The 24954-nt window shown below is 70.9% G+C and carries 20 protein-coding genes and 1 riboswitch; of the genes, 14 read left to right on the top strand and 6 right to left on the bottom strand.

What is annotated here, in order from left to right:
- Positions 1-66 precede the first annotated feature (66 nt).
- The 3 genes from chvE to mmsB all read left to right on the top strand — a co-directional run bounded on the left by chvE (position 67) and on the right by mmsB (position 3989).
- Positions 67-1197 (top strand): multiple monosaccharide ABC transporter substrate-binding protein, encoded by a 1131-nt coding sequence (chvE, locus tag EDD34_RS16890; RefSeq protein ID WP_123815601.1) that lies wholly within the window; start codon positions 67-69, stop codon positions 1195-1197.
- A 78-nt stretch (positions 1198-1275) separates the two neighbouring features.
- Positions 1276-2826 carry a multiple monosaccharide ABC transporter ATP-binding protein gene (gene mmsA / locus EDD34_RS16885; RefSeq protein ID WP_123815600.1) on the top strand — a complete coding sequence of 517 codons (1551 nt, stop codon included), beginning with the start codon at positions 1276-1278 and terminating at the stop codon, positions 2824-2826.
- Positions 2823-3989 (top strand): multiple monosaccharide ABC transporter permease, encoded by a 1167-nt coding sequence (gene mmsB, locus EDD34_RS16880; protein WP_123815599.1) that lies wholly within the window; start codon positions 2823-2825, stop codon positions 3987-3989. The genes mmsA and mmsB overlap by 4 nt, the downstream gene beginning before the upstream one ends.
- Positions 3990-4025: 36 nt before the next feature.
- Here mmsB and EDD34_RS16875 read toward each other — a convergent pair whose 3' ends face one another.
- A complete protein-coding gene (locus EDD34_RS16875) occupies positions 4026-5012 on the bottom strand; it encodes a LacI family DNA-binding transcriptional regulator (protein WP_123815598.1) in 987 nt (328 codons plus the stop codon).
- Positions 5013-5196: 184 nt separating this feature from the next.
- On the opposite strand from EDD34_RS16875, the gene EDD34_RS16870 reads away from it, so the two are divergent.
- The 4 genes from EDD34_RS16870 (at position 5197) to EDD34_RS16855 (ending at position 10419) form a co-directional block, all read left to right on the top strand.
- Positions 5197-6108, top strand: coding sequence for a carbohydrate ABC transporter permease (locus EDD34_RS16870; protein WP_123815597.1), 912 nt, complete (start codon positions 5197-5199; stop codon positions 6106-6108).
- Entirely contained in the window at positions 6108-6971 is an 864-nt protein-coding gene (locus tag EDD34_RS16865; RefSeq protein WP_123815596.1) for a carbohydrate ABC transporter permease, read from the top strand. Before EDD34_RS16870 ends, EDD34_RS16865 begins: the two co-directional genes overlap by 1 nt.
- A gap of 102 nt (positions 6972-7073) precedes the next feature.
- The gene (locus EDD34_RS16860) at positions 7074-8414 is read left to right on the top strand and encodes an ABC transporter substrate-binding protein (RefSeq protein WP_123815595.1); all 1341 of its coding nucleotides are present in this window, start codon (positions 7074-7076) and stop codon (positions 8412-8414) included.
- A 208-nt stretch (positions 8415-8622) separates the two neighbouring features.
- Positions 8623-10419 carry a glycoside hydrolase family 35 protein gene (locus EDD34_RS16855; protein ID WP_123815594.1) on the top strand — a complete coding sequence of 599 codons (1797 nt, stop codon included), beginning with the start codon at positions 8623-8625 and terminating at the stop codon, positions 10417-10419.
- Positions 10420-10649: 230 nt separating this feature from the next.
- On the opposite strand, the gene EDD34_RS16850 is transcribed toward EDD34_RS16855, so the two are convergent.
- The gene (locus EDD34_RS16850) at positions 10650-11222 is read right to left on the bottom strand and encodes a Uma2 family endonuclease (RefSeq protein WP_123815593.1); all 573 of its coding nucleotides are present in this window, start codon (positions 11220-11222) and stop codon (positions 10650-10652) included.
- A gap of 259 nt (positions 11223-11481) precedes the next feature.
- Here EDD34_RS16850 and EDD34_RS16845 point away from each other — a divergent pair, with 259 nt between their 5' ends.
- Positions 11482-12894, top strand: a complete 1413-nt coding sequence (locus EDD34_RS16845) for an RICIN domain-containing protein (protein ID WP_123815592.1) — start codon at positions 11482-11484, stop codon at positions 12892-12894.
- Positions 12895-12963: 69 nt separating this feature from the next.
- Here the strand turns inward: EDD34_RS16845 and EDD34_RS16840 are convergent, their stop codons facing one another.
- Complete coding sequence (locus tag EDD34_RS16840; protein WP_123815591.1) at positions 12964-14085, bottom strand: substrate-binding domain-containing protein; 1122 nt, start codon at positions 14083-14085, stop codon at positions 12964-12966.
- A 210-nt stretch (positions 14086-14295) separates the two neighbouring features.
- On the opposite strand from EDD34_RS16840, the gene EDD34_RS16835 reads away from it, so the two are divergent.
- The 6 genes from EDD34_RS16835 to EDD34_RS16810 all read left to right on the top strand — a co-directional run bounded on the left by EDD34_RS16835 (position 14296) and on the right by EDD34_RS16810 (position 21350).
- Positions 14296-15303 carry a hydroxyacid dehydrogenase gene (locus EDD34_RS16835; RefSeq protein WP_342774848.1) on the top strand — a complete coding sequence of 336 codons (1008 nt, stop codon included), beginning with the start codon at positions 14296-14298 and terminating at the stop codon, positions 15301-15303.
- Positions 15300-17339: a DUF2264 domain-containing protein gene (locus EDD34_RS16830; protein WP_123815590.1), complete on the top strand. Its 2040-nt coding sequence runs from the start codon at positions 15300-15302 to the stop codon at positions 17337-17339. The genes EDD34_RS16835 and EDD34_RS16830 overlap by 4 nt, the downstream gene beginning before the upstream one ends.
- A 57-nt stretch (positions 17340-17396) precedes the next feature.
- Positions 17397-18701 (top strand): ABC transporter substrate-binding protein, encoded by a 1305-nt coding sequence (locus EDD34_RS16825; RefSeq protein ID WP_123815589.1) that lies wholly within the window; start codon positions 17397-17399, stop codon positions 18699-18701.
- An 89-nt stretch (positions 18702-18790) separates the two neighbouring features.
- The gene (locus tag EDD34_RS16820; RefSeq protein WP_123815588.1) at positions 18791-19741 is read left to right on the top strand and encodes a carbohydrate ABC transporter permease; all 951 of its coding nucleotides are present in this window, start codon (positions 18791-18793) and stop codon (positions 19739-19741) included.
- Entirely contained in the window at positions 19741-20580 is an 840-nt protein-coding gene (locus EDD34_RS16815; protein ID WP_123815587.1) for a carbohydrate ABC transporter permease, read from the top strand. Before EDD34_RS16820 ends, EDD34_RS16815 begins: the two co-directional genes overlap by 1 nt.
- Positions 20581-20585: 5 nt before the next feature.
- Entirely contained in the window at positions 20586-21350 is a 765-nt protein-coding gene (locus tag EDD34_RS16810; protein WP_123815586.1) for a YesL family protein, read from the top strand.
- 104 nt (positions 21351-21454) lie between these two features.
- Here EDD34_RS16810 and EDD34_RS16805 read toward each other — a convergent pair whose 3' ends face one another.
- The 3 genes from EDD34_RS16805 to EDD34_RS16790 all read right to left on the bottom strand — a co-directional run bounded on the left by EDD34_RS16805 (position 21455) and on the right by EDD34_RS16790 (position 24911).
- Positions 21455-22333: a bifunctional methylenetetrahydrofolate dehydrogenase/methenyltetrahydrofolate cyclohydrolase gene (locus EDD34_RS16805; protein WP_123815585.1), complete on the bottom strand. Its 879-nt coding sequence runs from the start codon at positions 22331-22333 to the stop codon at positions 21455-21457.
- Positions 22334-22343: 10 nt separating this feature from the next.
- On the bottom strand, positions 22344-23636 hold the full coding sequence (gene glyA, locus EDD34_RS16800) for a serine hydroxymethyltransferase (RefSeq protein WP_123815584.1): 1293 nt from the start codon (positions 23634-23636) through the stop codon (positions 22344-22346).
- Positions 23637-23827: 191 nt separating this feature from the next.
- Positions 23828-23949: riboswitch (ZMP/ZTP riboswitch) on the bottom strand.
- A gap of 185 nt (positions 23950-24134) precedes the next feature.
- Entirely contained in the window at positions 24135-24911 is a 777-nt protein-coding gene (locus EDD34_RS16790) for an SDR family oxidoreductase (RefSeq protein ID WP_123815582.1), read from the bottom strand.
- Between the last annotated feature and the right edge of the window lie 43 nt (positions 24912-24954).

The raw sequence follows: 24954 nt of genomic DNA, 5'->3' as shown, positions 1-24954 counted from the left end.
TTGATCGCCGAACGCATCGTGCTAGCGTCCCGCTCGACTCATTTCGACGAGGAAAGAGAGACGACGATGTCACTGCGCCGTTTCGGACGCATCACCGCGGCCCTGGCCGCCACCACGCTCACCGTCGGGGCCCTGGGCGCGTGCAGCGCCGAGCGCGCCGGCGGCGACACCACGGAGGACGGCGACGACGGGACCATGGTCGGCATCGCGATGCCGACGCGGTCGCTGGAACGTTGGAACAATGACGGAGAGCATCTCAAGGAGCTGCTTGAGGACGCCGGCTACGAGACCAGCCTGCAGTACGCGGACAACAAGACCGAGCAGCAGATCACGCAGCTGCAGAACATGGTCAACGACGGCGCCGACATCCTGGTGGTCGCCTCGATCGACGGCACCACCCTGGGGCCGGTGCTGCAGGATGCCGCCGAGAAGGACGTCACGGTCATCGCGTACGACCGCCTGATCAACGAGACGGAGAACGTGGACTACTACGCCACGTTCGACAACGAGCTCGTCGGCACCCTCCAGGGGGAGTTCATCGTCGACCAGCTCGGCCTGGACGACGGCGAGGAGGGCCCGTTCACGCTCGAGCCCTTCGCCGGCTCGCCGGACGACAACAACGCCAGGTTCTTCTTCAAGGGCGCCTGGGACGTGCTCTCCCCGTACGTCGAGGACGGCGTGCTGGAGGTCCCGTCCGGCAAGGCGCCCGCCTCGGTGGACGAGTGGACCACCATCGGCATCCAGGGCTGGGAGTCGGCCGACGCCCAGTCCGAGATGGAGAACCGCCTGAACTCCTTCTACAAGGGTGACGACAAGGTCGACGTCGTCCTGTCGCCCAACGACTCGCTCGCGCTCGGCATCGAGCAGGCCCTTGAGGGCGCCGGCTACGAGCCGGGCGAGGACTGGCCGGTCATCACCGGCCAGGACGCGGACGAGGCCAACACCAAGAACATCCTCGCCGACAAGCAGTCGATGTCGGTCTGGAAGGACACCCGTACCCTGGGCGACCAGGTCGCCACGATGATCGACCAGATCGTGGCGGGCGAGGAGGTCGAGGTCAACGACACCGAGACCTACGACAACGGGGTCAAGGTCGTGCCGTCCTTCCTGCTCGAACCGCAGGTCGTGACGAAGGACGACGTCGAGGACGTCCTGGTGGGCTCGGGCTTCTACGAGGCATCCGACCTGGGTCTGTGACGCCGGGAGGTCCCGGCAGGGCCGCGCGTCCTGCCGGGGCCTCCACCCACGACCGCCGTCGGGCACAGGAGATATCGGATGACTGAGAAAGACGAGGACGTCGTCCTCGAGATGCTGGGGATCACCAAGGAGTTCCCCGGCGTGAAGGCCCTGCAGGACGTGAACCTGCGGGTGCGGCGCGGCGAGATCCACGCGATCTGCGGCGAGAACGGGGCCGGCAAGTCGACGCTGATGAAGGTGCTGTCCGGGGTCTACCCGCACGGCTCCTACGACGGCGAGATCGTGTACGACGGCGAGCCGGTGGCCTTCCGCGGGATCCGCGACAGCGAGGCCCGGGGGATCGTCATCATCCACCAGGAGCTGGCGCTCATCCCGCAGGTGTCCATCGCGGAGAACATCTTCCTCGGCAACGAGAAGGCCGGGGCCGGGGTGCTCGACTGGAACCGGACGCGCCGGGCCGCGGCCGACCTGCTCGCCCGCGTCGGGCTGAACGAGAACCCGGAGACGACGCCGGCGGAGATCGGCGTCGGCAAGCAGCAGCTGGTGGAGATCGCCAAGGCGCTGTCCAAGAAGGTGGACGTGCTCATCCTCGACGAGCCGACCGCCGCGCTGAACGACGACGACTCCGAGCACCTGCTGAACCTGCTCAGGGAGTTCCGCGAGCAGGGGATGACCTGCATCATCATCAGCCACAAGCTCGGCGAGATCACGTCCGTGGCCGACCGCGTCACCGTGATCCGTGACGGCCGCACCATCGAGACCCTCGACCTGCGCGGCGACGAGCCCGTGACCGAGGACCACATCATCCGCGGCATGGTCGGGCGTTCCCTGGAGCACCGCTTCCCGGAGCGCACCGCGACCATCGGCGAGGAGGTGCTGCGGATCGAGGACTGGACCGTGCACCACCCGACGGACACCGGGCGGGTCGTCGTGGACCACGCGAACCTGCACGTGCGGGCGGGGGAGGTCGTCGGGCTCGCCGGGCTGATGGGCGCCGGGCGCACGGAGCTGGCGATGTCCCTGTTCGGGCGGTCCTGGGGGACGGGGATCTCCGGCCGGGTCTACAAGCGCGGCCAGGAGATCCAGATCCGCAGCGTCCCCGAGGCGATCCGGCACGGCCTGGCGTACACCACGGAGGACCGCAAGAGCCTGGGGCTCAACCTGATCCAGACCATCCGGGAGAACATCTCCTCCTCGGCCCTGGGCAAGGTGATGGACTGGATGGGCGTCATCCGCAGCGAGCAGGAGGCGTCCGTGGCCGAGCGGTACCGCCGCGAGTTCGGGATCAAGGCGCCCACCGTGGAGTCGCCGGTGGGCAAGCTGTCGGGCGGAAACCAGCAGAAGGTCGTGCTGTCCAAGTGGGTCTTCAGCGACCCCGACGTGCTCATCCTCGACGAGCCCACGCGCGGCATCGACGTCGGGGCCAAGTACGAGATCTACACGCTGGTCAACGAGCTCGCCGAGGCCGGCAAGGCGGTGATCATCATCTCGTCCGAACTGCCCGAGCTGCTCGGCGTCTGCGACCGGATCTACGCGGTGTCGCAGGGCCGGATCACCGGTGAGGTCCCGCGTGAGCGGGCGACACAGGAAGCACTGATGCGCTACATGACCATGGAGAAGACCCGATGAACGACATCACGGAATACCTGGGTCGGAACGCCCGGCAGTACGGGATCGTCATCGCACTGCTCGCGATCGTCGCCCTGTTCCAGGGACTCACCGGTGGGCGGCTGCTCGACCCGAGCAACGTGGTGAGCCTGATCCAGCAGAACGCCTACGTCCTCATCCTCGCCATCGGCATGGTGATGGTGATCGTCGCGGGCCACATCGACCTGTCCGTCGGGTCCGTGGTCGCGTTCATCGGCGGGGCGACGGCCATCATGATGGCGGACTGGGGCTGGTCCTGGCCCGTCGCGATCGCGCTCGCCCTGGTGCTCGGCCTCCTCGTGGGCAGCTGGCAGGGTTTCTGGATCGCCTATGTGGGGATCCCGGCGTTCATCGTGACGCTCGCCGGCATGCTCATCTTCCGGGGCCTCGCGATCGTCATCGTCGGCACGACCCGCGCCGGGCTGCCCCCCGAGTTCAACGCGATCGCCGGCGGGGCGCTGCCGTCCTGGCTCGGGTTCATCGGCGCGCTCGACGGCGTGACCGTGCTGATCGGCGTGGTCGGCATGGTGGCGTTCGTGTTCTCGCAGTGGCGTGCGCGCCGCGGCCTGATCAAGCACGACCTCGCCGTCGAGCCGATGGGGATCTTCCTCGCGAAGAACATCGTGGTCGTGGTGCTCATCGGCGTCCTGACCTACTGGATCGCCCAGCGGGCGACGCCGATCGTGCTGCTCATCGTGGGCGGCCTGATCATGGTCTTCACGTTCGTGCTCAGCCGGACGGTCTTCGGGCGGCACATCTACGCCGTCGGCGGCAACCGGCACGCGGCCGAGCTGTCCGGCGTCCGGACCCGGGTCACGGACTTCATGATCTTCGTGAACATGGGCCTGCTGGCCGCGGTGGCCGCGATCGTCACCACCTCGCGCGCGGGCGCCGGCGTGGCCTCGGCCGGCCAGCTCTACGAGCTGGACGCGATCGCCGCCTGCTTCATCGGCGGCTGCGCCGTGCGCGGCGGCGTCGGCAAGATCTCCGGCGCCATGATCGGCGCGCTCATCATGGGCGTGCTCAACATGGGCCTGTCGATCCTGGCGGTCGACTCCGCCTGGCAGCAGACCATCAAGGGGCTCGTGCTGCTCCTGGCGGTCGCCCTCGACGTCGTCAGCAAGCGCCGGAGGGCCTACGCCTGAGGCGGCGGCGGGACGGATGCCCCGTCCCGCCGCCCGTCAGGGCCGGGGCGGCGCCGTCGACGCCCGCTCGACCAGCCGTACCGGGACGACCGAGTGGGTGTCCTGCAGGTCCTCGTCGTCGCGGACCTGACGCAGCAGCAGGTCCACCAGCTGCCGGCCGATCTCCCCGAAATCCTGCGCCACCGTCGTCAGCGGCGGCCACAGCTGGGCCGACAGCTCGATCCCGTCGAAGCCCACCACGGAGACCTCCCCGGGCACGGGGCGTCCGGCCTCGTGCAGGGCTCGCACGAGCCCGGCGGCCATCTCGTCGTTGGCGGCGAACACGGCGGTCACCTCCGGATCGGCCGCCAGCCCGGTCCCGGTGGCGTAGCCGGAGGCCGCGGTCCAGTCACCGCGCACGACCGCCGGAACGGCCGCGCCGGCGGCCTCGAGCATCTCCCGCCACGCCTCCTCCCGCTGCCGGGCCGGTGTGGAGTCCGCCGGCCCGGCCAGGTGGTGCACGGTGCGGTGCCCGAGCGCCAGCAGGTGCCCGACGGCGGCCCGCGCGCCCCCCGCCTGGTCCGCGCCGACGGCGGGGTGATGTCCCACGAACCGCGAGTCGGACACGACGACCGGCAGGTGCGACGGCAGTGCCAGCGTGTCCGGCGTCGCGGTCTCGGCCCGGACGATGATCAGGCCGTCGATGTCCTGGTGCGAAAGCCGTGCGACGGCCGCGGACATCTCGTCGGGCGCGGGCGAGGCCACGTCGACCAGCGTCACCGTGTAGCCCTCGGCCTGCGCGGCCTCCACCACAGCCTCGACCGTGCGCGACTCGCCGGTCCGGGCCAGCCGGTGCGCGATCATCCCGACGGTTCGGAAGCGCCCGTAACGCAGGGCTCGCGCCGCCCGGTTGGGCGTGTAGCCGAGCTGTTCCATCGCCGCGCGCACCCGCGAGGCGGTCTCCTGCCGCACCGTCGGCTCGTCGCGCGCGACCCGGGAGACCGTCTGGGCGGACACCCCGGCGAGCGCGGCGACATCGGTCATCGACGGACCGGGCGGCGTCGGCCGCCGGCGTCGGGCCTCTGAACTGCCACGGGACGGGTTCATGCCTTGACCCTACTGGGCCCGGGGCGGGTTCGTGGCTGAATCGACACCAGAAATGTTTGCGTTAACAGCCATGGGTGCGCAACAATCACGTCTGCCCGACGACCGAGGCGAGAGGACGAGGATGTCCGCAGCACCACCCATCACCCCGCCGCGTCCCGGCCGGCTCACCGCGCGCGTGTCCCGCGCCGGGGCCGGCTTCGTGACCCCGTTCCTGATCGCGTTCGCGCTGGTCTTCGTCGCGCCGCTGGTCTACTCCCTGTATCTCAGCCTGTTCCGCGACCAGCTCGTGGGCGGCACGCAGTTCGTGGGACTCGACAACTACGCGGCCGTGTTCGTGGACCCGAAGTTCTGGGACGGCGCGCTCCGCGTGATGCTGTTCCTCGCCGTCCAGGTTCCGATCATGCTGGCGATCGCCCTCGTGGCGGCGCTCGCGATCGACTCCGGCCGCCTGCACGGGCGCAGGATCTTCCGCATCGGGCTGTTCCTGCCGTACGCGGTGCCCGGCGTCGTCGCCGCGATGATGTGGGGCTTCATGTACTCCGACCGCGTGGGCCTCACCGGATCGCTGAACGACCTGGCGGGCTTCGAGCTGCTCGTGCCCTACACCAAGCAGTGGCTCCTGGTGTCCATCGGAAACATCGTGACGTGGGAGTTCGTCGGCTACAACATGCTGATCCTGTACTCCGCGCTGAAGACGGTCCCCGCCGAGACCTACGAGGCCGCGGCCATCGACGGCGCGGGCCAGTTCCGGATCGTGCGGTACATCAAGCTCCCCGCGGTGCGCGGCGCGCTCGTCATCGCGACGGTGTTCTCGATCATCGGCAGCTTCCAGCTGTTCAACGAGCCGCAGATCCTCAAGGGCCTCGTGCCGAACCTCATCCCGACGTCGTACACGCCCAACATCTACGCCTACACGCTGAGCTTCCAGGGCAACCAGGTGAGCTACGCGGCCACGGTGGCGATCGTCATGGGCGTCATCACGGCGGCCATCGCCTACCTCGTGCAGCTGCGCGGGATGCGGAGGGACAGCTGATGACCGGGTACTCGTACTCCCGTCCCCGCCGGTCGATCACGCTCACCGTGCTGCTCGGCTTCCTGCTGATCTACTCGGTGCTGCCGCTGACCTGGCTGCTGTTCGGCATCACCAAGGACCAGCCCGACCTGATCAGCTCGTTCGGTCTGTGGTTCGGCGAGGACTTCTCGCTGTTCGACAACCTGGCCGAGGTGTTCACCTACGACGGCGGGATCTTCTCCCGCTGGTTCCTCAACACCCTGGTCTACGTGGTGGTGGGCGCCGGCGGTGCCACGCTGCTCGCCACGGCGGGCGGGTACGGCCTCGCGAAGTACCGGTTCCGCGGCCGCAACGCGGTGTTCGCCGTGGTCCTCGGCGCGATCGCCGTCCCGGGCACGGCCCTGGCGGTCCCGACGTTCCTGCTGTTCAGCCAGCTCGGCCTGACCAACACGATGTGGGCGATCATCCTGCCGTCCCTGGTCTCGCCGTTCGGGCTGTACCTGATGTGGGTGTTCGCCGCCGAGGCCGTCCCCACCGAGCTCCTCGAGGCGGCCCGGGTGGACGGCGCGAGCGAGCTGCGGACGTTCTTCACGATCTCGCTGCGCCTCCTGGTCCCGGGGATCGTCACGGTGGCGCTGTTCGCGATCGTCGCGACGTGGAACAACTACTTCCTGCCGCTGATCATGCTCAACGACCCCAATCTCTTCCCCCTCACCCTCGGCCTGTACCGGTGGCTCGCGGACGCGTCCGGCATCGGCGCCGCGCCCGTGTTCCACCTGGTCATCACCGGGGCCTTCCTGACGATCGTGCCGATCGTCGTCGTCTTCCTCGTGCTGCAGCGGTACTGGCAGTCCGGGCTGAGCGCGGGATCGGTCAAGCAGTGACGGCCCCGCCCCGGCGCGCACGGCACCACCCCCGCTGAATCCGCTCGGCATCGCGAGCACCCCCGACCGACAACCTCACTGACGAGAGATCCGGAGAACGACATGAAGAACCACACGATGCGCCGTGCGCTGGCCGCCGGCGCGGGACTGGCCCTGGCCGGGACGCTGGCCGCCTGCGGCGGCTCCGAGGCCGGTGGCGGCGGTGGCGACGGCGCTTCCGCCGACGAGATCGAGGCCGCGCTCCAGGAGGGCGGCGAACTCACCTACTGGACGTGGACGCCGCAGGCCGAGAAGCAGGTCGAGGCGTTCGAGGCCGCCTACCCGAACGTGGAGGTGAACCTGGTCGACACGTCCGGCGCGGCCGACAACAACCAGGCGCTGCAGAACGCGATCGCCGCCGGGGACGGTGTCCCCGACGTGGTGCAGATCGAGTACCAGTCCCTGCTGCAGTTCCAGCTTCCCGGGCACCTGACGGACCTGACGGAGTTCGGGTTCGGTGAGCTCGAGGACCTGTACACGCCGTCCACCTGGGGTGCGGTGTCGCAGAACGACGGGATCTGGGGCCTGCCGCAGGACAGCGGCCCCATGGCGTTCTTCTACAACGAGGCGCTGTTCGCCGAGCACGGCGTGGACGTGCCCACCACGTGGGACGAGTACATCGAGGCCGGCGAGGCGCTCCAGAAGGCTGACCCGGACGTCTGCATCGGCAACGACACCGGTGACGCGGGCCTCGCCACGAGCCTCATCTGGCAGGCCGGCGGCCAGCCGTTCCGTGCCGAGGGCGAGCAGGTCACGATCGACCTCGCGGACGAGGGCACCACCCGGTGGGCGGACATGTACCAGCGGGTCCTCGACGCCGGCATCCTCTGCGACATCCCCGGCTGGACCGACGAGTGGTTCGCGGCGCTCAACGACGGCACCATCGCGTCGATCACGTTCGGTGCGTGGGGGCCGGGCATCCTCGAGGGCAGCGTGCCCGACGGCGCCGGTGACTGGCGGATCGCCCCGATGCTGAGCTACGACGGCACCCCGGTGAACGCCGAGAACGGCGGCTCCTCGGAGGCCGTGCCCGCCGACGCGCCGAACAAGCTGCTCGGTGCCGGCTTCCTCAAGTGGCTCAACACGAGCGACGAGTCGATCGACGAGTTCATGGCGACCGGCGGCTTCCCCGCGACCGTGAAGCAGCTGGAGTCCGAGGAGTTCCTCGGCTACGAGTCCGAGTACTTCGGCGGCCAGGCGATCAACGAGGTGCTGGTGGGCGGCGCGGACAGCGTCGTCGAGGGCTGGCAGTACCTGCCGTGGCAGTCGTACGCGAACGGCATCTTCGCCGACACGGTCGGCCAGGCGTGGCTGGGCGAGACGACCCTGACCGACGGCCTGGCGGCCTGGCAGGCCGAGAACGTGAAGTACGGCACCGACCAGGGCTTCACGGTCACCGAATGAGTCCGCGCCGTGCCGGCTGGTCGGTCCTCGCGTGACCGACCAGCCGCGTGATCGGTCCCTCTGCGGGTGTTCGGCAGTTCGAACTGCCGATCACCCGCAGAGGGACAGGCTGTCGAGATGGCTGGCGGCGGGTCTGAGCCTGATGGCCGGCCGGACGGTCTGCCGGCCTGCCGGATGGCCTGAACGAATCGTTTGAGAGATGGGATCCATGGCGAGGTTCGAGATCGGTGAGCGGGACTTCTTGCTCGACGGCGAGCCGGTGCAGCTCGTCAGCGGCGCGCTGCACTACTTCCGGGTGCACCCCGGCCTGTGGGCGGACCGGATCCGGAAGGCCCGGCTCATGGGGCTGAACGCGATCGAGACGTACGTCCCGTGGAACTTCCACGCGCCGTCGCGCGGCGAGTTCCGCACCACGGGCCGGTACGACCTGGGGCGGTTCCTCGACCTGGTCGCCGCCGAGGGGCTGCACGCGATCGTCCGGCCCGGGCCGTACATCTGTGCAGAGTGGGACGGTGGCGGCCTCCCGGCCTGGCTGTTCGCCGCCGACGACGACGGTCGCGGCGCGGCCGGCGTGCGGTGCGCGGACCCCGGGTTCCTCGCCGCGATCGGCGAGTACTTCGGTGCGTTGCTGCCGATCGTCGCCAAGCGCCAGGTCACGGCGGGCGGCCCGGTGCTCGCCGTCCAGGTGGAGAACGAGTACGGCGCCTACGGTGACGACCCGCCCGAGCGCCGCGAGGCATACCTGCGGGCGCTCGTCGACCTGCTGCGCGAACACCTGGACGTGCCGCTGTTCACCGTGGACCAGGCGAACGACCACCACCAGTCCCGGGGCGGGCTGCCCGAGCTGCACAGGATGGCGTCGTTCGGGTCGCGGGCGACGGAGCGCCTGGCGGTGCTGCGCCGCCACCAGCCGACCGGGCCGCTGATGTGCATGGAGTTCTGGAACGGCTGGTTCGACTCGTGGGGACAGCACCACCATGTCACCGCGCCCGACACCAACGCCCGGGACCTCGACGACCTGCTCGCCGCGGGTGCGTCCGTGAACCTGTACATGTTCCACGGGGGGACGAACTTCGGGTTCACCAACGGCGCGAACGACAAGGGCACGTACCTGCCCATCACGACGTCGTACGACTACGACGCCCCCCTGTCCGAGCACGGCGCCGCGACGCCGAAGTTCTTCGCGATGCGGGAGGTGATCGGGCGGTACCGGGACGTGCCGGACGAGGTGCCTCCGGTGGCTGAGCCGGCGCCCACGCTCGCGATTCCGCTGGGGCAGCGGATACCGTTGGCGCAGGTGGCGGGAAGCCTCGGCCGCCCGGTGCGCGGCGACCGCCTGCTCACGCACGACGACGTCGGGCACTGGTCCGGGCTCAGCCTCTACGCGACCCGCATCCGGCCCGACGACGGCGTGATCACTTTCGGTGAGATCCGCGACCGGGCGATCGCGTTCGTCGACGGAGCACCCGTCGGCACGCTGAGCCGGACCCTGGGGGAGCGGACGCTGCCGCTGCCCGCGGTCGACGGCGAACTGACGCTGCTCGTCGAGGACCAGGGGCGTGTCAACTACGCCTCGCGCATCGGCGAGGCGAAGGGGCTGATCGGTCCGGCGCGGACGACGACGCGGGAGGTGACCGACTGGAGTGTGACGGCACTGGAGCTGGAAGGTCCGGACGGGCTGCTGGCCCCGGCCGTCGGCGGGGTGTTCGCCGAGGGCTCGCCGTCGTCACGTCCGGTGGCCGGGCCCGTGCTGTGCCGTGGCGAGTTCACGAGCGAGCCGGGCGCCGACCACTTCCTGCGGCTCGACGGCTGGACCAAGGGTCTGGCCTGGGTCAACGGCTGGCCCCTCGGCCGGTACTGGAGCCACGGCCCCACTCGGACGATGTACGTGCCGGGCCCGGTGATGCGCGAGCACAACGAGCTCGTGGTGCTGGAGCTCCAGGGAGCGTCCTCGTCGCAGGTGAGCTTCGTGGCGGAGCCGGACCTGGGGCACGACGAGGAGTGAGTGAGCCGGCCGGCCACGTCCCCGCCGTCCTGTGCGCCGCCCTACGACGCGCCCGCCGCCGCGGCCGCCCTACGACGCCCGGGCCGCCGCGGCCATCGATGCCGTGTGCGCGTCCACCGACAGGCTCAGGCGGAAGCACTCATCGACCGTCGTCGGAACGAGGGTCTCCATCCGGAGGTGGGGCATGGCGCCAGCGTAGTGGCGCCGTCACGCGGGGTGCCGCGCTCTGCTCACGGGGCGAGCGTGGTGAGGTCCACCTCGATCGGGAACGGGAGGTCCACCTTCAGCGTGCCGCGGGCGACCTGGGTGCGCGTGTAGGCGCTCGTGACGTCGTCGAGCTCGTAGACCGAGACGGCGACGGCATCGTCCGCCTCCTGCTCGACGATCCACATGCTCCGGATCCCCGCGTCGGCGTACTTGGCGGGCTTCATCTTCTTGTCGCGTTGCTCGGACTCGGGGGAGACGACCTCGACCACGAGTTCGACGTCCTGCGCGGGCAGCCAGGTCTGATCACCCTCGTACGGCGTCGTCGAGACGACGAGGTCCGGCTCGGGGCGGTTCTTCGGGTCCAGGAGCACGGTCATCTCGCGATCGACCTCGTGGCCACCAGGCGCCTGTTCGGCCAACCGCTGCTGCAGGGCACCGATGATTTTCATGTGCCAGCGGCGCTGTGGGGACATCGTGAGGATGAGGCTCCCGTCGATGAGCTCGATGTGGCGTGGAGCGTTCGGCAGGTGGTCCAGATCCTCGGCGAGCCAACCCTCCGGGCGCGGAGGGCGCATCCATTCGGGAAGGTCGGTCATGGCATCACGGTAGCAACGCGCGTGCCGCGCGTCATGACCCGTGGCACGGACCGGTGTCGATCGCATGTCCGGACGCTAACGCGTCTAGTCGAGTGTCGCACCTGGAGTACGTGATCCTCTGTCGCAAATGAGCCATTGACCCGATGTTAACGCTGCCATAGTGTTCGGGGCGCCCGAGCCGTCGTCGGCTCCGGGCCGCGCCCAGGGCCGACGACGGCCCGGGTGAAGAGTGCACTGCGATGAAGGAGTGTGGTTCGTCATGCGACGCATCTACGGGGTCCTCGCGGCCCTGAGCTGCGCGGTCGCCTCGACGTTGGCGTTCGGGCTGCCGGCCCGTGCCGACGAGGTCACCGTGCCGAACGCGACCCAGTTCACGACCACGGGCGGAAGCCCGGTCCACGCCCACGGCGGCGGGGTGGTGAAGTCGGGGAGCTACTACTACTGGATCGGTGAGCACCGGCAGCCGGACGACAACGGCTTCCGGTACGTCAGCTGCTACCGGTCCACGGACCTGGCGGACTGGGAGTTCGTCAACAACGTGCTGACGCAGGCCAGCGACCCGGAGCTGCAGCAGGCCAACATCGAGCGACCCAAGATCATGTACAACCCGGCCACCGACCGCTACGTGATCTGGGCGCACAAGGAGAACGGCGTCGACTACGGCGAGGCGCGCGCTGCCGTCGCCGTCTCCACCACGAACCAGCCGTGCGGCAGCTACGACTACCGTGGCAGCTTCCGGCCGCTCGGCCACATGTCGCGCGACATCGGCGTGTTCGTGGACGACGACGGCACCGGCTACATGTACTCGTCCGCCCGGGAGAACTACGACCTGCACATCTACCGGCTCACCGCCGACTTCGCGGGGATCGACGAGCTCGTGGCGGACCCGTGGCACGGCGGGCACCGTGAGGCGCCCGCCCTGTTCAAGCGGGGCGACACGTACTTCATGCTGACCTCCGGAGCGACCGGCTGGTCGCCCAACCAGCAGCAGTACGCGACCGCGCCGAGCGTCACCGGCCCCTGGACGGCGATGCGGAACGTCGGCGACCCGACCATGTACGGCTCGCAGACCGCCTTCGTGCTGCCGATCCAGGGCAGCCAGGGCACCGACTACCTGTACATGGGCGACCGGTGGGGCAACTCGTTCGGCGGCATCGTCAACGACTCCCGCTACGTCTGGGCGCCGATCGAGTTCCCGACCAGCACCACCATGGAGGTCGACTACTTCGCGGAGCTGGCCATCGACACCGACGCCGGGACGGTCACCGGCCAGGGCGGGCCGTTCCGCACGCTCGAGCCGAGGCACGCGAGCACCTGCGCCGACGTGACGAACAACAACGTCAGGGCGGGCGAGCAGCTGAAGACCTACACCTGCAACGGCCAGGGCAACCAGCGGTTCTGGTTCCGTGACGCGGGCGGTGGCCACTTCACGATCGTGGCGCAGCACTCGAACATGTGCCTGCAGGAGAACGCCTCCACGGTCACCCAGGAGTCCTGCGACGGCGGCACGGACCAGCAGTGGCGCAGCGAGTCCGCCGGCACCTATCTGAGGATCCTGGCCCGGAACTCGGGCGAGTGCCTGGACGTCAGCGGCGGCGGCACCGGGCAGGGCGCGCAGATCATCACCTACGCGTGCAACGGCCAGAGCAACCAGCAGTGGGCGCGCGGCTAGGGAAGGCCCCGCCGGACCTCCGAGGGTTCCGCCGGTGGGTGTGGCGACCACACCCACCGGCGAGGCGCCCTACCCCGCGCCGCGGCTCGACGCCCGCACGATCAGTTGCGGGCCGAGCTGGATCCGCTGGACGGGGCGCCCGGGATCGGCGATGCGGCGGGTGAGAAGCTCGAGTGCCGCCGCGCCGAGCGCCGCCTTGGGCGGCCGGATGCCGGTGATGGGCGGATCGGCGAGCCCGGCCACCTCGTCGTCGTACGCGACGACGGCGAGATCCTCCGGGACGCGCAGGCCGCGGTCGCGTGCCCGCTCCACCAGGCTGATCGCCTCCGGGTCGGAGTGCACGAGCAGGGCTGTCGTCCCCGCCTCGGCGCAGGCGTCCAGGACACGCCCGGCGTCGTCGTGCCAGCCGGCGTCCCGGTGCGAGACGGTGTCCAGGTCGAGGCAGCCGTCGCCGAGCCCGAGCTCGGCGACGGCCGTGCGCCACCCGGCGCGGACACCGCGGCTGGTCGGGCTGGTCCGGGAGGTCACGAGCCCGATCCGGGTGTGACCCTCGGCCGCGAGATGGCGCACTCCCATCGCCGCGCCGAGGGCGTGGTCCGTCACCACCGACTCGAGCGGCTCGTGGAACGGCCCCGCCTGTCCACGGCGCTCCACGAGCACCACCGGCACGCCGAGCGTGGTGAGCCACTCCGTCACCTCCGGCGCGTCGACGGGTGGGCTGACCAGCAGCCCGTCGGTGGCGGCCGCCAGCGCCGCGACCTGCCGGCGCACCTCCGCGGCGTCGTACGAGCCGTTGCGCAGGATGATCCGGACGTGCGAGCTCGCGGCGGCGACCCGAGCCCCGCGAATCACCTCGGGGTAGTAGTAGTCGAGGCTGGGCACCACCATGCCGACGGTGAGAGTCCTGGCCTCCTCCCTCGTCGCGGGCGGTACCGTTCGCGTGGCCTCCGTGGTCGTGGTGCCGTTCGGCAGGTCGGGCCGTCCGGAGCCGGACACGAGCCGTGCTCCGCCGTGCACCCGTTCCAGCACGCCCTCGTCGGCGAGCTGGGCGATGTCGCGGCGTACCGTCACCGGCGTGACGCCGAGCGCCGCGGCCAGATCGGCGACGCGCGCCCACCCGTCGTCGTGCAGGCGTTGCACGAGGCGTGCGCGCCGTTCGGCCGGCAGGAGAGCTGCGGGCTCGGTGGTCATCGCCTGACTTCCTTCGTCGTCGTCGGATCGCTCAGGCCGACATCGTCGGGGCCTGCACGATGATCGGAAGTGATCATTTCTGTCATCCTACTGTGTCATTGCGCCCTTGCATATGCGGCACCGCATGCGTTTGACTGTCCGTCATCGATCGACAGTGATCGAAGCTGACCGATCGGCAATCAACGGAGATAGCTTATGGAGGGCGTGCAGGTGAACCGACCCGAGGTGCTGCTGGCCATGTCGCACGGCACGTACCGCGCCCAGTTCGGCGCTGCCGAGCGGGAGCGGCTCGCGGAGCTGGCCATGCTCGGGGAGCCGCTGCAGGTGGCACGCCTGGACGAGCCGACGGCGCGCGAGCGGCTGGCGGACGTCGAGGTGCTGCTCACCTCCTGGGGCGCTCCTCCGCTCACCGCCGACGTGCTGGAGGCCGCCCCCGCCCTGCGGGCCGTGATCCACTGCGCGGGAACCGTGAAGCCCGTGGTGACCGACGCCGTCTGGGACCGCGACCTGCTGGTCACCAACGCGGTGGACGCGAACGCCGTCCCGGTCGCCGAGTTCACGTTCGCCGCGATCGTCATGGCCGGCAAGCGTGCGCCCTTCCTGGCCGCGCGTGCCCGCACGGCCCGGGACGACTGGTCGGTCAGCGACCTGGGAGACCTGTCGAACCGGGGCCGGACCATCGGGATCGTCGGGTTCTCGCGTACCGGACGCCGCGTCGTCGAACGCCTGGCGGCCCTGGACGTGCGTGAGGTGCTGGTCTCCGACCCCTACGCCGACCGGGACGAGGTCAAGGCCGCGGGCGCCCGGCTCACCGGCCTCGACGAGGTGCTGGCCACGAGCGACATCACGTCGCTGCACGCGCCGGCCCTGCCGAGCACCCGCCACCTGATCTCCGCGCGCGAGCTCGCGCTGATGCCCCACGGCGCCACCCTGATCAACACCGCCCGCGGCATGGTCGTGGACACGGCCGCGCTCGAGGCCGAGTGCGCGACCGGCCGGCTCTTCGCGATCCTCGACGTGACCGACCCCGAGCCGCTGCCCGCGGACTCGGTGCTCTACGACCTCCCGAACGTCATGATCACGCCGCACATCGCGGGCTCGCTGGGTACCGAGACGCGCAGGATGACCGCCGCGGCGCTGGACGAGCTGGAACGGTACGTGCGCGGTGACGCGCCCGCGTCGCCGGTGACCCGCGAGAGCCTGGAGACGAGCGCATGAGCGGCGCGCGGCCGGCGTCGGGCACCCGCTACGGGCGCGACGGGATGACCCGGGAGGAACTCGCGGCGTTCGCCGACGGGCTGCTGACCGCCGCACTCGAGTACGCGTCGCCGTCGGGCAGCCTGATCACCCTGCCGGGCGAGCCCGGCGGGTACGGGACCGAGGTCGACGGGCTCGAGGGGTACGCCCGCACGTTCCTGGCCGCCGGGTTCCGCCTGGCCGGCGAGGCCGGCGCGGACCCCCTCAACCTGGCCGAGCGGTACGCCGCCGGGCTGGCCGCGGGCACCGACCCGGAGCACCCCGAGCGCTGGGTGACGCCCGTCGAGGACCCGCAGGCGAAGGTCGAGGCCGCCTCGATCGCCCTCATCCTGGACCTGACGCGGCCCTGGATCTGGGACCGCCTCGCCCCCGTGGCGCAGGAGCAGGTGGTCGACTACCTGAGCACGGTGGTGGGCGACGACACCTACCCGCACTGCAACTGGGTGTGGTTCCGGATCGTCGTGGAGACGTTCCTCCGGTCGGTGGGCGGCCCCTGGTCGGCCGACGACATCGAGGCGGACCTCGCGGCGCACGACTCGTTCCTCCGGGCGGACGGCTGGTTCTCCGACGGCGACGAGCGATCCTACGACCACTACGCCGGCTGGGCGCTGCACCTGTATCCCGTGCTCTGGGCGCGGATGTCCGGCGCGGTCGAGGCGGGCGCACCCGTTCCGGCGACCGGTTCCGGCCCGGAGCGTGCTTCCCGCCGGGAGCGCGACGTCGCGCACCTGGACCGGTACCTGCGGGACGCGGTCGGCCTCGTCGGCGCCGACGGCAGTCCGCTGCTCCAGGGCCGGTCACTGACCTACCGGTTCGCGGCCGCCGCGCCGTTCTGGGCGGGCGCGGTCGCCGGCGTGCCGGGCACGTCGCCCGGGCTGCTGCGTCAGGCGGCCACGCGCGTCGTGGGCCACTTCGCGGACCACGGCGTGCCCGGACCCGACGGGCTGCTCACGCTCGGCTGGCACGACGCGTGGCGGCCGATCGCGCAGCGGTACAGCGGCACCGGCTCCCCGTACTGGGCCGCCAAGGGCCTGCTCGGGCTCGCGCTCCCCGCGGACCACCCGGTATGGACCGCGCCGGCCGAGCCGCTGCTCCCCGTCGAGCGGGAGGACGCGGTGACGGTGCTGGCCGCCCCCGGCTGGGCGGTGTCGTCCACGGCCGGCGACGGTGTGGTGCGGGTGGTCAACCACGGCACGGACCACGCCGTCGAGGGCGACCGCGCGGGGGACTCGCCGCTGTACGCGCGCCTCGGCTACTCGACCGCCACGTCGCCGCTGCTCGACGCGGAGGCCTGGACGCGTCCCGCGGACCAGTCCGTGGTGCTGCTCGACGACGCCGGCCGCGCCACCCACCGCACGGGCTTCCGCACGCTGCGCGCCGAGCCGGCCGACGGCGCGTCCGCCGTGCTCGCCTCGGTCGCCGAGGCCCATTGGCTCGACGTCGATCCCGACGCGCCCGATCACGGCTCCGGGCGTCCCGGTACGGCGACGCCCGCCGGCGCGATCACCACCGTCTCGGTGGTGCACGGCGCCTGGGAGGTGCGTCTCGTCCGCGTCGACGCGCTCGCGCGCGGTGAGGACGGAGCGGCTCGTGCCCGGTCGTTGGAGATCAGCGGCTGGGCCGTGAGCGGGCACGACGTCGAGCTCGGCGAACTCGGTGAGGCCACCGCCGGCGGCATGCGCACCCGGGTGGTTCCGCTGGACGACGCGTTGCTGGCCGACGTGCGGGAACTGCCGGACGCGACGCCGCTCGGCCCCCGGTCCGCGGTGCCTTTCGGGTACGTCGCGCCAGGGGCGGCGGTGCCCGCCGGCACGTGGCTCGCGGCCGCCGTCGAACTCGCCGGGGCGCCGGGCCCGGACGTCACCCGATCCGGGTCCGTCCCCCGGATCGAATCCCACGACGACGCCGGGGACGACGTCGTCGTGCACTGGCCGGACGGCGCACGGACCGCCGTCGTCCTCCCACCACCTCACGAACCACGGTCCGACGCGACCTGAAGATCGTCGTCCCCCCGCCCGACGCGGGGACGATCTCTACTCGAAGGAGAGTACGCAATGAACCGCAAGACCATCGCCACTGTGGGAGCCGCCGCCGCGGCGTCCCTCGCCCTGACCGCCTGCGGCGGCGGGGACGCGTCCTCCGGCTCCGAGGAGCCGGACGGCCCCGTCACCATCAGCCTGGCCGGATGGGACTTCGCCTCCACGCCGGAGTTCGAGACGCTGGCCACGGCCTACGAGGAGCAGAACGAGGACGTCACGGTCGAGCTCACGGAGTATCCCGCGGGTGAGGAGTACGACACGGCGCTGACGGCGGACCTGGCGGCCGGTACCGCTCCGGACGTCTTCATCGTCAAGAACCTGAAGAACTACGTCACCTTCCAGGAAGGCGGCACGCTGCTCGACATCTCCGACGTGGCCGCCGAGCTCGACCCGGCCACCGGCGGTCTCGAGGCGATGGCGGTCGACGGCGCGACGTACGCCGTGCCGTACCGTCAGGACTCGTGGCTGCTCTACTACAACAAGGCGCTGTTCGACCAGGCCGGGGTCGACCACCCGGACGGCTCGTGGACGTGGGACGACTACGCCGACGCCGCGGCCGAGCTCACCGACGGGATCGGTGAGGACGACGTGACCGGCGCCTACCTGCACAGCTGGCAGTCCACGGTGCAGGGCTTCGCCCTCGCGCAGACCGAGGGCGCCACCCTGGACAGCGGCGACTTCGGCTTCCTCGCGCCCTACTACGAGCGTCAGCTCGCGATGCAGGACGAGGGTTCGCAGCCCACCTACGCCACCGTGACCACCAACGAGCTCGCGTACCAGTCGCAGTTCGGCACCCAGAAGTCGGCGATGGTCACGATGGGCTCGTGGTACATCGGCACGTTGGTGGCGGAGCAGGCCTCGGGCGACGCGGACGAGTTCGAGTGGGGCCTCGCCCCCGCCCCGCAGTTCGACGAGTCCACCACCGGCACCGACAACACCCCGGTCACCTTCGGCGACCCGACGACGATGGGCATCAACGCCGGGATCGACGACGCGAAGGTCGCCACCGCGAAGGACTTCCTGAAGTTCGCGGCGGGTCCCGAGGGCGCGGCCGCGCTGGCCGAGATCGGCATCACGCCCGCCCTGATCGACGACACCGTGGCCGACACGGTCTTCGCGCTCGACGGCGTTCCGCAGGACGACCTGTCGCGGTTCGCCTACACGACCCACGAGACGCTGCCGGAGAACCCGGTGGGCGCCGACACGGCGGCGATCCAGACGATCCTGGGCGACCTCCACTCGGCGGTCATGTCCGAGTCGGACCCGGTCGACGACGCGATCGCGGACGCGCAGGAGCGTGCCGCCAACGAGGTCGGCTGACCTCCGCCACCCGACCGCCCGCCGCGTGAGGGCTCGAGCCTTCGCGCGGCGGGCATGCCCCACCAGTACCTCGACGAGGAGAACGACCCATGGCGACACCTGTCGTCGACAACCCAGGAGCCCTCGGGCTGCCGTACTCCGACCCCCCGCAGCGGCGGGCGCCCAGGACGTCGCTGAAGCTCCGCAACGCTCTGGTCGGCTGGACGTTCGTCCTGCCGAACTTCGCCGGGTTCGCGGTGCTCACCCTGATCCCCGTGCTTCTGCTGTTCTACTACTCGTTGACGAACTGGAACATCTTCGGCAACGCGGACTGGGTGGGCCTCGACAACTACGCGCGGCTGATCGGTGACAAGAGCTTCCACGTCGCGCTCGGCAACACCTTCTACTACGCCGCGTTCCACATCCCGCTGACCATCGCGGCCTCCCTGGGCCTCGCCCTCCTGCTCAACCAGAAGCTGCGCGGCGCGGCTTTCTTCCGCACGGTCGCGTTCTTCCCGTACGTCACGTCGATCGTCGCGGTCGCCGTGGTGTGGAACATGCTGTTCAGCCCCGAGTACGGGCCGATCAACCAGTTCATCGGCCTGTTCGTCGGCGGCGAGCTGCCCGGCTGGACGGTCTCCAAGGACTGGGCGATGCCCGCCGTCATCATCGTCGGCACGTGGCGCTACATGGGCTACTACATGCTGCTGTTCCTCGCCGGCCTGCAGACGGTGCCGGCCGAGCTGCACGAGGCCGCCCGCATCGACGGCGCGAGCGTGTGGCAGCGGTTCTGGAACGTGACGCTGCCCTGCCTGCGGCCCACGATGTTCTTCGTGACGGTCATGGTGACCATCGAGAGCTTCAAGGTCTTCGACCTGATCCTCGTCATGACCGAGGGCGGGCCGGGTCAGGCCACCCTCGTGCTGAGCCAGTACATCTGGCAGAAGGGCTTCGAGCAGTTCGAGCTCGGGTACGCCTCGTCCGTCGCCGTCGTCCTGTTCCTCATCTGCATCGGCGTGACCGTGGTGCAGTTCCTCTACAACAAGCGGAGGGATGCGTGATGGCCGCCCGTCCGACCGCGCTCCGGAAGACCGGTCGCGTCCTGCTGTACCTCGGGATGATCGCCGCCGCGGCAGGCATCCTGCTGCCCTTCGCCTGGATGGTCATCTCCTCGCTCAAGACGAACAACCAGGTCTTCACGGCCCCGATCGAGTGGGTCCCGGACCCGTTCCGGTGGAGCAACTACGTCGACATCTGGATCAAGGGCGACATGGTCACCTGGGTGCGCAACACCATGACGGTCTCCGTCGTGGTGACGGTCCTGCAGGTGGTGACCGGCAGCTTCGCGGCCTACGGCTTCGCCAAGACGCGCTTCCCGGGGCGCGACGCGCTGTTCCTGCTGTACATCGGCACGATCGCGGTTCCGTGGGCGTCGTACATGATCCCGCAGTTCCAGATGCTCTCGAGCTGGGGGCTCGCGAACACGCTCTACTCGATCATGCTGCTGCAGGCGTTCGGCGCCTTCGGCGTGTTCCTGATGAAGCAGTACTACGAGTCGATCCCCGACTCGCTGTGCGAGGCGGCCCGCATCGACGGGCTGTCCGAGTACGGCATCTGGTGGCGCATCATGCTCCCGCTGTCCGTGCCGGCCCTCGCGTCGCTGACGATCATCACGTTCGTCACGACCTGGAACGACTATCTCGGCCCGCTCATCTACCTGCGCGACCGTGAACTGTGGACCATCCAGCTCGGTCTCCAGCGCTTCGTCGGCGACTACAACGCCGAGCACGCGCTGATCATGACCGGCTCCGTGCTGTCGGTGCTGCCGATCGCCATCGTGTTCCTGCTCGGGCAGCGCTACTTCATCCAGGGCATCGCGACCACGGGCGTCAAGGGGTGAGCACCGTGAGCGTGATGTCAGGGACGACGACGCCGGGTGCGACCGCGCCGAGAACGGCCCGGCCGGCGGGTGGCGCCGTCGACGGCCGCCGTCGACGCCTGATCGGACCGGAGACCTACGAGATGGTCTTCGGCACGATCTACACCGGGCTGGCGACCAACATGCTGCTCGTGATCGCCTGCCTTCCCGCGGCGTTCCTGCTGGTGGCAACCGACATCGCCACGACCTGGCCGGCACTCGTCGCGACCGCGCCGCTGGCGGGGCCGGCGCTGGCGGCGACCTCCGCGGTGTTCGGCGAGTTCAGCGGCGCCGGGAGCGCGACGCCCGTGCGCACCTTCGCGCGGGCGTGGCGTCGGTACCTGGGCCGGGGTCTGGCCGTCGGGGCGACGGCGACGGGCGTCGTGGGCGTGCTCGTCGTGGACATCGCGTTCTTCTGGGGCCGGACGGCGGGCGCCGTCGTGATCCCCGTGCTCGCGACGCTCACCGCCGGGACCGTGGTCACCGCCTTCCTGACGCTGACCCTGCTCCCCGAGCGGCCCGCCGCCCGCCTCCGGGACCTGCTGCGCGCGGGGCTCTTCCTCGGCGCGCGGCGCTGGTACCTGAGCGCGGGCATCCTGGTGCTGCTGGTCCTCCTGGCGTCGGTCGTCACCGCCCGCCCCGCGGTCGGCCTGGGCTTCGCCGCGGCGCCGCTGCTCTACGCGGCCTGGGGCGCGGCCCGCTTCGCCCTCCGCACCCCGGCCGTTCCGGACTCGCCTCCGCGAACGCCGTGATGCCGCCGGCCCTCCTGGGGCCGTGAGCGGGACGGTCGCCGTCGCCGTCGCGGACGACGACGAGTCGGCGACCGTCCCGCTCGGGGCAGCCGGACGCGGCCAGGTCAGCCGGCCGCGCGCTCCGCCATCTCCACGACATTCGCGAGCAGCATCGCGCGGGTCATCGGGCCCACGCCGCCCGGGTTGGGGGAGTACCACGAGGCCTTCTCACGGGCCTCGGCCGAGACGTCGCCCACCACCTTGGACCTGCCCGTGGCCGGGTCCGTCTCGCGGGAGACACCCACGTCGATCAGCACGGCGCCGTCCTTCACCATGTCGGCGGACACGATGTCCTTGACCCCGGCCGCCGCGACGACGACGTCGGCCCGCCGCACCAGGCCCTCGAGGTCCCGCGTCCCCGTGTGGGTCAGGGTCACGGTCGCGTTGACCGAGCGCCGCGTGAGCAGCAGCCCGATCGGCCGGCCCACGGTCACCCCGCGGCCCAGCACCACGACCTCCTTGCCCTTCAGGTCGACGCCGTGCCGCAGCACCAGGTCGATGATCCCGCGGGGCGTGCACGGCAGCGGCGAGGTGATCTCCTCGTTGACCCGCAGCACGAGGCGCCCCAGGTTCGTGGGGTGCAGGCCGTCGGCGTCCTTGTCCGGGTCGACGAGCTCCAGGATGCGGTTGGTGTCGATGCCCTTCGGCAGCGGGAGCTGCACGATGTAGCCGGTGCAGGCAGGGTCGTCGTTCAGCCGGCCGACGGCCGCCTCGATCTCCTCCTGCGTCGCGTCGGCGGGCAGGTCCTCGCGGATCGACGCGATGCCCACCTCCGCGCAGTCCTTGTGCTTGCCGTTCACGTACCACCGCGAGCCGGGGTCGTCGCCCACGAGCAGCGTGCCCAGCCCGGGCGTCACGCCGCGGGCGGCCAGCGCCGCGACCCGCTCGGTCAGCTCCGCCTTGATCGTGGCCGCGGTCGCCTTGCCGTCGAGAATCTGTGCCATGCCGCGCCCCTCAGAGGTTCGGGTAGAGCGGGAAGTCCGCCGTGAGCTTGGCGACGCGGCCGGCCAGCGTGTCGACGTCGGCCGACGCGCCGTCCTTGAGCGCCGTGGCGATGATGTCCGCCACCTCGGTGAACTCGGTGTCCCCGAATCCGCGCGTGGCCAGCGCCGGCGTGCCGATCCGCAGGCCGGAGGTGACGCGCGGCGGGCGCGGGTCGAACGGCACGGCGTTGCGGTTCACGGTGATCCCGGCGTCGTGCAGCAGGTCCTCGGCCTGCTGGCCGTCGAGCTGGGAGTCGCGCAGGTCCACCAGGGTCAGGTGCACGTCGGTGCCGCCGGTCAGGACGGAGACGCCGGCCTCGGTGACGTCGGGCTGCGCGAGCCGGTCCGCGATGATCTGCGCGCCCCGCACGGTGCGCTGCTGCCGCTCCTTGAAGCCCTCGGACGCCGCGATCTTGAACGCCACGGCCTTGGCCGCGATGACGTGCATGAGCGGACCGCCCTGCTGGCCCGGGAACACCGCCGAGTCGATCTTCTTGGCGTACTCGTCGCGCGTGAGGATGAAGCCGGAGCGCGGGCCGCCGATGGTCTTGTGCACGGTCGACGACGTCACGTCCGCGAACGGCACCGGCGACGGGTGCAGGCCGGCGGCCACGAGGCCGGCGAAGTGCGCCATGTCCACCCAGAGCTTCGCGCCCACCTCGTCCGCGATCTCGCGGAAGGCGGCGAAGTCGAGCTGGCGGGGGTAGGCGGACCAGCCCGCGATGATGACGTCCGGCTGGTGCTCCAGGGCCGCCTTGCGCACCGCGTCCATGTCGATGCGGTGGGTGGTGGGGTCGACGCCGTACCCGGCGACGTCGTACAGCCGGCCGGAGAAGTTGATCTTCATGCCGTGCGTGAGGTGGCCGCCGTGCGCCAGTTCCAGGCCCAGGATCTTGTCGCCCGGGCGGATCAGCGCGTGCAGCACGGCCGCGTTGGCCTGCGCGCCCGAGTGCGGCTGGACGTTGACGTGCTCGGCGCCGAACAGCGCCCGTGCCCGGTCCCGCGCGAGGTTCTCGGCGATGTCGACCTGCTCGCAGCCGCCGTAGTAGCGCTTGCCGGGATAGCCCTCGGCGTACTTGTTCGTCAGGACCGACCCCTGCGCCTCGAGCACGGCGGCGGGGACGAAGTTCTCCGACGCGATCATCTCGAGCGTCTCGCGCTGGCGGGTCAGCTCGCCGTCGAGCACGGCGGCGATCTCGGGGTCCACCTGCGCGAGCGGCGCGTTCATCACGTCGGCGGGAAGGTCGGGAGTCTGGGCGCTCATTGCGTCTCCTCGAATCTGGCTGGACTGACATCGACGACGGGTGAGCGCGGGGTGAGAGCCGAGGAACGAGGCACTCGCCCGGAGCGGAGCCCGAGGAGATGTCGGATCGGAAACTGACATCGACGGTCTCGCGTCGGGTCCGCCTCACCGCGACCGGCAGCCCGGCGGGGTGCGCACCTTCTCGCGAGGTGACCCCGGGCCCAGGCGAACGACCCGTCGTCGGCACAGTACGTCGCTCCCCGGTGGTTGCTCCACCTCGCCCCACCGAGCCTGCTCGAGGCCGGGTGGGATGGCGCCAGTCGCGACGGGAAAAGCGTAGCAGCGCCCCGGGACGACGCCGGCCTCCGGACCCGGCCCGTCAGCGAGACGGCCCGTGACACCCTCGCCTGGCTCCGCGCGGAGCCGGACGCGAGCGTCACGGGCCTGACCCGGGCCGAGGAGCGGGAACTCCTGGAGGAGCTCCGGGTGTGAGCGCCGGCGGTCCCGGCCGGCTCCGGCTCAGCGGCTGCTCGCCTCCTGCCGGGCGTGCCGGTCGGTGGCGTTGAGCGTGGCGACCACCTGGTCGTAGTCGCCGCGGGTCTCGGCGTGCCGGAGGAACCCGACGCGCTCGACGAGGATCTCGTGCGCCTCGGGCCGGCGGGCCAGGAGTTCCATGACCTCGTCGGCGTACTCGTCGAGCGGCATGGCGGACTCCGCGAACTCCTGGCTGGGAAGCAGCGTGGTGCGGACCGCCGGCGGGACCAGCTCCACGACCCGCACGCCGTGCGGTTCGAGCTGGAGCCGGATCGACTCGCTCAGCAGGTGGATCGCCGCCTTGCTCGCGTTGTACGACGGCGTGGGGCGCAGCGGGACGTGCGCCAGGCCGGAGGAGACGGTGACGACGGTGGCGCCGGGCCGGGTCTGGAGGTGCTCGGTGAGGGCGGCGATCAGCCGGATGGGGCCGAGCACGTTCGTGGTGACCACCGCCTCGGCGTCGGCCAGGAATCCGGGCGTCGTCCAGTCCTCGACCCGCATGATCCCGGCCATGGCGATCAGCACGTCGAGGTCGGGGTACCGGGCCACGACGTCGGCCGTGGCCTCGGCGACGGACGCCGGGTCGGCGATGTCGATGCGGACGGTGCCGAAGCCGTGCTCGGCGGCGAGCCGGTCGAGGAGCGCGGTGCGGCGGCCACCGATGATCACGGTGTTCCCCGCGGCCTGGAGGCGCACGGCGAGAGCGAGCCCGATACCGGACGTCGCGCCGGGAACGAAGATGGTGTTTCCTGTGGTGTGCATGCCTCCACCCTGCGCGGGCCGTCCGCCGGGCGGGAGAGACCCC

The sequence above is a fragment of the Myceligenerans xiligouense genome (assembly GCF_003814695.1).
In the GTDB taxonomy this organism is placed as follows: Bacteria; Actinomycetota; Actinomycetes; order Actinomycetales; family Cellulomonadaceae; genus Myceligenerans; species Myceligenerans xiligouense.
The sequence above is the reverse complement of the archived record's forward strand: the minus strand, read 5'-3'. Positions and strand labels throughout refer to the sequence as shown.